The organism is Protofrankia sp. CiP1_Cm_nod4 (assembly GCF_982290645.1).
Genome location: NZ_CEVIVC010000159.1, coordinates 1987 through 11289 on the forward strand (window position 1 = coordinate 1987; position 9303 = coordinate 11289).

Annotated in this window: 6 protein-coding genes; all 6 read left to right on the forward strand. The window is 73.4% G+C overall.

Features of this window, described 5'->3' with window-relative positions; genetic code table 11:
- On the forward strand, window positions 1–1915 hold a 1915-nt coding region (locus tag AC5LSR_RS20920; RefSeq protein ID WP_493468876.1), incomplete at its 5' end, for a PP2C family protein-serine/threonine phosphatase.
- Window positions 1916–2125: 210 nt separating this feature from the next.
- A complete protein-coding gene (locus tag AC5LSR_RS20925; protein ID WP_250284011.1) occupies window positions 2126–2548 on the forward strand; it encodes an ATP-binding protein in 423 nt (140 codons plus the stop codon).
- 41 nt (window positions 2549–2589) lie between these two features.
- Window positions 2590–4416 carry a type III PLP-dependent enzyme domain-containing protein gene (locus tag AC5LSR_RS20930; protein ID WP_250284009.1) on the forward strand — a complete coding sequence of 609 codons (1827 nt, stop codon included), beginning with the start codon at window positions 2590–2592 and terminating at the stop codon, window positions 4414–4416.
- A 158-nt stretch (window positions 4417–4574) separates the two neighbouring features.
- A complete protein-coding gene (locus tag AC5LSR_RS20935; protein WP_250284007.1) occupies window positions 4575–5954 on the forward strand; it encodes a cystathionine beta-synthase in 1380 nt (459 codons plus the stop codon).
- Window positions 5955–5969: 15 nt separating this feature from the next.
- On the forward strand, window positions 5970–7358 hold the full coding sequence (locus tag AC5LSR_RS20940; protein ID WP_250284005.1) for a cystathionine gamma-synthase: 1389 nt from the start codon (window positions 5970–5972) through the stop codon (window positions 7356–7358).
- Between the two features lie 477 nt (window positions 7359–7835).
- The gene (locus tag AC5LSR_RS20945; RefSeq protein ID WP_250284003.1) at window positions 7836–9299 is read left to right on the forward strand and encodes a diaminobutyrate--2-oxoglutarate transaminase family protein; all 1464 of its coding nucleotides are present in this window, start codon (window positions 7836–7838) and stop codon (window positions 9297–9299) included.
- Window positions 9300–9303 lie beyond the last annotated feature (4 nt).

Sequence of the window (9303 nt, forward strand, 5' to 3'; positions counted from 1 at the left end):
CGCGGTGGTGGGCCCGCGCCGGCCGGCGCGGCTGCTCTCGCCGGCCCTCACCCGCGTCCTGTCGGCCGAGGAGGAGGTCGGTGAGCTGCTGGCGCAGTTCCTCGACGCGCTGCCGTCGTTTGGGGCGGGCCTGGTGCGGCGCAGCCGTAACCGGGCGGAAACGGCGGAGGTGGTGGCGGCTTTCGGCCCGACCGGCTCGGAGCGGGACGCCCGGCGCATCCCGCTGGACTCCCGTGACGGGATCGTCGGAGAGCTGTTGCTGTGGGCACCGGGCCTGCCTGCGCCCACCGGCAGGGCGCCCACCGGCGCGGCCCGCGGGTACCGGCTCGACGACGAGGACGGCGTCCACGGCAGTGTCCGCGACAGCGTTCATGGGCGCGACAGCGTTCATGGGAACGTCCACGGCGGTGTTCACGACGGTGTTCACGACAGTGCTCATGGCGATGTCCATGACGATGTCCATGACGGTGCCCACGACGATGTCGAGGAGCGGATCCAGCTGGTCGCCCGCTGGATGGCGCTGGCTCTCGGCGGTGCCCATCTGCGGCGGGCCGAGGAACGTCGGATCGGCATGCTGTCCTTCCTGGCCGAGGCGTCCGACCTGCTCGCGGGCAGCCTCGACACCGAGCGGAGCCTGGCCCTGCTCGCGCGCCTGCCCGTGCCCCGGCTGGCCCGCTGGTGCACGGTCCACCTGCTGCGCGACGACGGCGCGATCAAACTGGCCGCCGTCGGCCACGTGGACGAGGCCGCGGCCGGTGCCCTGTCCGCCTGGGCGGGCGACCCGGCCGGGACGCTGGTCGCCCACGTGCGGGCGGCGCTCACCGACACCGTGCGGGTGGCCACCGTCGACGGCGCTCCCACCGTCATCGCCGCGATGTGCGCCCGCCGCCGCGTGCTGGGTGTGCTGACCCTCGGCCGCGCCGCCGGGAACAGCTTCGAGGCCGACGAGATCGAACTGCTCACCGACCTGGCCCGCCGCGCGGCCTTCACGGTCGACAACGCCCGCCTGTTCCGCCAGCAGGTGGAGGTGACCGGCGAGCTACAGGCCGGGCTGCTGCCGCCCGAACTGCCCCGCATCGACGGGATCGAGCTCGGCTCGTCCTACCGCTCGGCGCGAGCCGGACTGGAGGTCGGCGGTGACTTCTTTGACCTCGTCCCGGATCCGGACGGCGGCTGGACGATCATCATCGGGGACGTCTGCGGCAAGGGCGCGGAAGCCGCCAACGTCACCGGGGTCGCGCGGGCCGTGCTGCGGCTGCTGGCGGGCCAGCGCCACAACCTGCCCGACATCATGATGGATCTCAACCGGGCGTTGCGGGACACCACCAGCTACCCGAATCCCGCTGGTCAGGGACGTTTCTGCACGCTCGCGGCGGCCCAGCTGCGCCCCCCGGGCGAACCCGGCCCCCCGAGCGAGCCCGGCCTGCCAGCAGACGAGCCCGGCCTGCCCGACGAGCCGGGGCGGTCAGGCGGCCCAGGGCCTTCGGGGGCGCGTGGTCCCGCCGGCCCGGCGCGGCCGGGTGCCCGGTCCGACGCGCGGACGGCCGAACGGGTGATGTCGATCTGTATGGCCGGGCATCCGTTGCCTGTTCTCCTCCGGGCGGACGGGACGGCCGTGTTCGTCGCGCAGCCGGGGACGCTGCTGGGGGTCCTCGACGACGAGGACGCGATCTTTCCCGAGGTGCGGGTGTCGCTGCGGGCCGGGGACGCGCTCGTCCTCTACACCGACGGGGTCGTCGAGGCACGCCGTGGCCGGGAGCTCTTCGGTGAGGAGCGGCTGCTGGCGACCCTGCGCGGCTGCGCCGGGATGTCCGCCAAGGGGATCGCGGAGCGGCTGCGGGCGGCTGCCGAGCGGTTCGCCGGCGGCCGGCTGCGTGACGACGTCGCGGTGCTCGCCGCCCGCATACCAACATGACACTCCGCGATCCAGCTCAACCTTTCCCCTGAAGGTGGTGACGGAACCAAGCGGTACCGTTACCGTACGTCATAAAAACTATCCGGCATCCGCCCGTTGACCGTGAAAGACCGGAAGTGCTTGGAATAGCCGGCCTGTGGGTAGACGTACAGGGATGTCGTCACGTCGGATTCGGTGATCAATGAATACACAGACGGGGTGGAAAAGGACATGATGACCCGCGCGTCGGCGTTGCGCCCCTCGGCCACCCACCTGCTGGTCGAGCTGCCCTACGTGCCCGCGGCCGTCCCGCAGGCACGCCGCGCGCTCAGGGAGCAGCTGGCCCGCACGAATCTGCCCGAGGAAGCCGTCGGGACAGCGGAGCTCCTGGTCAGCGAACTGGTCACGAATGCGGTCAAATACGGCAAACCACCCGTCTGGCTACTGCTCGAACTACGGCCCGGTCTCGTGCACGCCTCCGTCTCGGACACCTCCGTCGTGCTACCGCAGCGGCAGCAGGTGGATCTCGGCAGCGAGGGCGGCCGTGGTCTGCTCGTCCTGGACGCTCTCGCCGGCAGCTGGGGCGCGGTGGCGGTGGATTCGGGAAAATACCTCTGGTTCGACCTACCTGTCCAGTCACCCGTCCAACCGTGACCTGTCCAGCCGTGACCTGTCCAGCCGTGAGCTGAACGCGCGTGCAGTTGCCACCGTCGGCCGGCCGGCTGCACGCCCTGCCCGTCAGCCGACTACCCGCGGCAACGCTGCACTGGCTGCGCGGCACGCTCGAGACACGCGGCGGCGCCCCCGGCCGATCCGCCCGTCCCCCCACCGTTCACACCGTGTCAGCGGCCTTTACCGGGACACAGCCTTTCACCGCGTCAGCGGCCTTCGCCGCGTCACAGCCTTTCGCCGACGCACAGTTTTTCACCGGGTCACAGCCTTTCACCGGGTCACAGCCTCCCGCCGGGGCGCACGCCGATCCGGTCAGCGCGTACGTTTACGATCTTGACGTCGCGGCCGGGAATGCCACCCGGCTGAAAGCGGCGCTACCGCCATGGGCCGCGATCTTCTATGCGGTGAAGGCGAACGGCTACCCGCCGGTCCTCGACGCCCTCGCCACCGGCCACGGCCACGGCCACGGAGATCGTCAGACGCGCAGCGCACATCGCCCCGCCGCCGGCCACGACCTCCCCGCCGGCCAGGGGGTGGACGGTTTCGAGGTCGCCTCCAGTTACGAGATCATGCTCGCGCTGGACAGCGCTCAGCGGACCGGGCGGCCCGCCCGCATCGTCGCCTCCGGCCCGGGGAAGTCCGCCCCGCTGCTGGCCGCGCTCGTCGAGGCCGCCGGAACCGGCGCCGAGGTGGCCGTCAACGTCGAGAGCCCCGGCGAGCTGCGCCGGCTGAACCACGCCGCGGGCCGGGTGGGCCGCCGGATACCGGTCATGCTGCGGGTCAACCCGTCCCGGGTGGCCCTCGCCGGCTCGCTGCGGATGGGCGGCGTGGCCAGCGCCTTCGGGATACCCGAGGCGGACGTCCCCGACGTCCTGGCCGTCGCCCGGTCGCTGCCCTGGGTCGACGTGCTCGGCTTCCACGTCCATGCCGTATCCGGGAACCTCGACGCCGCCGCGCACCTGGAGTACGTCCGCTGGTGTCTGGGGTACGCGGCCGCCACGGCCGCCGCGCACGGCGTCGACCTGCGGGTCGTCGACGTCGGCGGCGGGCTGGGGGTGCCCTTCGAGCCGGACCGGCGCGGCGAGCGCCCCTTCGACCTGGACGCCTTCGCCGCCGGCCTGCGGGCGACGCCGGTCCCGGCCAGGGTACGGGTGCTGTTCGAGCCGGGGCGCTGGCTGGTCGCCGACTGCGGCGCGTACGCGGCCGAGGTCACCGACGTCAAACACGCCCACGGCACCGACTTCGTGGTGCTGCGGGGCGGCATCCACCACTTCCAGCTGCCGACGTCCTGGGAGATCGTGCATAACTTCGGGGTCGTCGCGGTGGACGGCTGGCCGTACGACTTCCCGCGTCCAGGCGTCGCCGGACGGCCGGTGACCGTGGTCGGCGAACTGTGCACGCCCGAGGACACCCTCGCCCGTGACATCACCGTGGACGAGGTGCGCGCCGGTGACGTGGTGGTCTTCCCGATGGCCGGCGCCTACGGATACGAGTTCGCCATGCAGGGGTTCCTGGGGCACCCCCCACCGGTGCGGGCCGCGGTGTCGCGGGACCCGGGCGGCGGCTTCACCCACGTCCACACGAGTGCGACGCACCATACGAACTCGAGCTCGAGCTCGACGTGGCACGGCCCGGCGCACGGCGGCTCGGCCTACACCGTCTCGACCCATACCAGCTCGACGTCCACCGGCTCGGGCTACACGAGCTCGACCGCCACCAGTTCGACGCACACCGGCTCGACACACAGCGACTCGACACACAGCGACTCAGCACATACCGCTCCAAAGCACACCACGGGCTCCCACGGCTCCCACGGCTCCTCGACCGCCCGGCGCGACGAGCAGGAGTGATCTTCGTAGCCGCCGCGGCCAGCGCGGCCCTGCGATCATCTGTGATTTCCGCGGCCTCCGCGACACGGTGCGGCTTGGCCTGCGGCGGGCGCCTGGTCTGCGTACGCTGGGAGCCCAGCGGCGGCTGCGGACCTCGGCGGCGAAGGTGAGGGCGGCGCATGCGTGTCTACGGGAACCTGGCCGCGGTGGTCGGCGGTACCCCACTGATCAGGCTGAACGCGGTCACCGAGGGTATTGCCGCCCCGGTGTTCGCCAAACTGGAGTACGTCAATCCGGGCGGGTCGGTGAAGGACCGGATCGCCCTGACGATGATCGACGCCGCGGAGGCCGCCGGGCAGCTGCGGCCGGGCGGGACGATCGTCGAGCCGACCAGCGGCAACACCGGGGTGGGGCTGGCGATCGTGGCCGCGGCCCGCGGCTACCGCTGCGTGTTCACCATGCCCGACAAGATCAGCGAAGAGAAACGGGCGGTGCTGCGGGCCTACGGCGCCGAGGTGCTGGTCTGCCCGACCGCGGTCGCCCCGGATGACCCCCGCTCCTACTATTCGGTCGCCCGCCGCGTCGTCGCCGAGACGCCCGGCGCGTGGAGCCCGGACCAGTACTCCAACCCGCACAACCCCGCCGCGCACCACGCCAGCACCGGCCCGGAGATCTGGGCGGACACCGACGGGCGCGTCACCCACTTCGTCGCCGGTATCGGCACCGGCGGGACGATCAGCGGCACCGGCCGCTACCTCAAGGAGGCCAGCGACCGGCGGGTACAGGTCGTCGGCGCCGACCCGGAGGGGTCGGTGTACTCCGGCGGCAGCGGGCGGCCCTACCTGGTGGAGGGAGTCGGCGAGGACATCTGGCCGACCACCTACGACAAGGCCGTCGTCGACCGGGTCGAGGCGGTCAGCGACCGCGACTCGTTCCTGATGACCCGGGAGCTGGCCCGCCGCGAGGGCATGCTGGTCGGCGGCTCCTGCGGGCTCGCGGTGGTCGCCGCGCTGCGGGTGGCCCGGGAGCTGGACGCCGACGGCTGCGTCGTGGTGCTGCTCCCGGACTCCGGCCGCGGCTACCTGTCGAAGATCTTCAACGACGAGTGGATGTACGACTACGGTTTTCTCGACCCTCCCTCGGACGAGCCGACGGTCGCCGAGGTGCTCGCCCGCAAGGCCGCCGACGCGTCCAGCCCGCCCGACCTGGTGCACGTGCATCCGGACGAGACCGTCGGCGCGGCCATCTCCTACCTGCGCGAGTACAACGTCTCCCAGATGCCGGTGGTCCGCCAGGAGCCGCCGCTGCGGTCGGCCGAGGTGGCCGGCGCCGTCATCGAGCTGGAGCTGCTCGGCGCCGTGTTCGCCGACCGGGCCGCTGTCGACGCCCCGGTGGCCGCGCACATGTCGCCGCCGCTGCCCACGGTCGGCGCCGGCGAGCCGCTGTCGGTGCTGGTCGCCGCCCTCGGCGCCGCGCCGGCCGTGCTCGTGCTGGAGGACGGCAACCCCGTGGGCATCCTCACCCGGTCCGACCTGCTCAGCTTCCTGGCCACCCCGTAACCCACCGAGGAGCCCATGACCAGCGCCGACGGCCCTGTCACCAGCGATCCCACGATCGACGGCGCGGTAGCCGGTGGGGACGGCCCCGCGGCCCGGGCCGGCGACCCGCGCCGCCCGTCACCCGTCGGCGCGTCACCCGTCGGCGCGTCACCCGTCGGCGCGTCACCCGTCGGCGCGTCACCCGTCGGCGCGTCACCCGTCGGCGCGTCGCCGGTCGGCGCGTGGCCGGCCGGCGCCGAGACGTGGGCCGGCAGCGGCTTCGAGACGGTGGCAATCCATGCGGGGCAGGACCCCGACCCCGTCACCGGCGCGGTGGTCGTCCCCATCCATCCGTCGTCGACGTTCGCGCAGGACGCCGTCGGGGTCCCGCGCGGGGCGTACGAGTACGCCCGTTCGTCCAACCCGACCCGCACCGCGCTGGAGACCTGCCTGGCCGCGCTGGAGGCGGGCACCGCGGGGCTCGCCTTCGCCTCCGGCCTGGCCGCCGTGGACGCGGTGCTGCGCACGGTGTGCCGCCCCGGCGACCACGCGGTGATCCCGCTGGACGCCTACGGCGGCACCTACCGGCTGTTCGCCCGGGTGTTCGCCGAGTGGGGCGTGGAGTACACCCCGGCGCCCCTGGAGGATCTCGACGCGGTGCGGGCGGCGATCCGGCCGGGCCGTACCCGGCTGCTGTGGTCCGAGACGCCGACGAACCCGACGCTGGGCGTCTCCGACATCGCCGCGCTGGCCGGCATCGCGCACTCCGCCGGCGCGCTGCTCGCCGTCGACAACACCTTCGCCACCCCGTACCTGCAGCAGCCGCTGCTCCTCGGCGCCGACGTGGCGGTCCACTCGACCACGAAGTACCTCGGCGGGCACAGCGACGTCGTCGGCGGTGCCGCGGTGGTGTCCGACCCGCGGCTGGGGGAACGGCTGCGGTTCATCCAGAACGCGACCGGGGCGGTGCCCAGCCCGTTCGACGCCTGGCTGGTGCTGCGGGGGGCGAAGACCCTAGCGGTCCGGATGGACCGGCACTGCGCGAACGCCCGCCGCGTCGCGGAGCTGCTGGCGGGGCATCCCGCGGTGGCGGCCGTGCACTACCCGGGCCTGCCGGACGACCCGGGCCACCAGGTGGCGGCGAAGCAGATGCGCGACTTCGGCGGGATGGTGTCGTTCGCCCTGCGCGGGGGCGAGGAGGCCGCGGTCGAGGTGTGCCGGCGGACCAGGGTGTTCACCCTCGCCGAGTCCCTGGGCGGGGTCGAGTCGCTCATCGAGCACCCCGGGCGGATGACGCACGTCTCGGTGGCCGGTTCCCCGCTGGAGGTGCCCGCGAACCTCGTCCGGCTGTCGGTCGGCATCGAGTCGATCGACGACCTGCTCGAGGACCTCACCGCGGCCCTCCCCGACCGCCGGGATCCGTAGGTGGTTCCCGTCATCCCGACAGCGCTTTCCACCTACGCCTCGTCCGGCCGTAGGTGGCCGCCGCTGTGGGGGTGACGGTTTTCACCTACGGCTGCCACTGCGCTGCCGGCGGCTGCCGCCGGGCCGCCGGGCCGCGGCCAGCCGTGCGGGTGCCACGTGGCTCGGCGTTGCCGGATCGGCAGGGTTCGCCGTCGGATTGCGGCGAGCGAGAGGATGATTACACCTGCGGTTCACTCCCCCTGCCGATAACTACTTAGGTTAGGCTTCCCTGAACCCAACGGAAGCTCACAGGTGGCATGATCGAGCGGGAATGTCCCTGCCCGCGCCCGAGGTCCCGCACCGGATCGAATCCGCCGACCGGAAAGGTCTACGGGACCCCGGCACCCTCCGGGCCCCGGGCCACCCGCCCGGGCCCCGGAGCGGGCGCTCGGGCCGGATCGCTCAGGGCGCCCAGGCCACCGGACGGGAGTCGCTTTCTTGACGATATCCGCCATCGGTTCCGAATCCGCCGGCCCTTCGGGATCCAGCGCCCATGCCGGCCCCACGGCCGGCGCCACCGGCGGCCATGGCGCGCCGGACGCCGACGGCCGGGTCCGCGCCGAGGGAATCCTCGCCCGGCAGCGCCGGCGCGAGTCGTCCGCGCGGACATACGCCAGGAGCCTGCCGATCGTCCCCGTCCACGCCGAGGGCATGACGGTGATCGGCGCGGACGGCCGCCGCTACCTGGACTGCCTGTCCGGCGCCGGCACCCTCGCGCTCGGCCACAACCATCCCGTCGTCCACGAGGCGATCCGCGGGCTGCTCCACTCCGGCGCGCCGCTGCACGTGCTCGACCTGGCCACCCCCGAGAAGGACGCGTTCACCGCCGAGTTGCTGTCCTGCCTGCCGGGTGACCTCGCGGCCTCGGCGAAGCTGCACTTCTGCGGGCCCAGCGGCGCGGACGCGGTCGAGGCCGCGCTCAAGCTGACCCAGACAGTCACCGGGAACGACACGCTGCTGGCGTTCACCGGCGGCTACCACGGCATGACAGCTGGTGCGCTCGCCGTCACCGGGAACGTCACGATCAAGGAACGCCTCCGGCCGGTGGGCACGGTCGTGCGGCTGCCCTACCCGTACCCCTACCGCTGCCCGTTCGGCGTGGGCGCCACCGACGGGGACTGCCCGGACGGCGCGCGGCTGTCCGCCCAGTACATCGAACGGCTCCTGGACGACCCGTGCGGCGGGGTGGCCCGGCCCGCCGCGATGATCGTCGAAGCCGTGCAGGGCGAGGGCGGGGTGGTGCCCGCGCCCGACGACTGGCTGCGGGCGATCCGCCGGATCACCGCCGAGCGGGGCATCCCCCTGATCCTCGACGAGGTCCAGACCGGGGTAGGGCGCACGGGCACGTTCTGGGCCGGCGAGCACAGCGGCATCATCCCGGACGTCATCGTCATGTCGAAGGCGATCGGCGGCGGCCTGCCGCTGGCCGTCATCGCCTACCGGGAGGAGCTGGACGGCTGGGCTCCCGGCGCACACACCGGCACGTTCCGCGGCAACCAGCTCGCGATGGCCGCCGGCGTCGCCACCCTGCGTTTCGTCCGCTCCGAAGCCCTGGATCTGCGCGCCGCCGAGGCCGGTGCCCGGATGCTGGCCGACCTGCGGACAATCGCCGCGGGCCGGCCCTGCGTGGGCGACGTCCGCGGGCGCGGGCTCATGATCGGCCTGGAGGTGGTCGACCCCGACGCCGGCCCGGACGCCCTCGGCGCCCGGCCGGCAGACCCGCACCTGGCCGCCCGTGTCCGGGCCGAGTGCCTGGCCCGGGGCCTGATCGTCGAGCTCGGCGGGCGCCACGACGCGGTGGTGCGGCTGCTCCCGCCGCTGACCATCACCGACGCCGAGGCCGACCGGGTACTGGCCATCCTCGCCGACGCCCTCACCGCGGCAGCCTCCCCACCCCGGTGAGGCC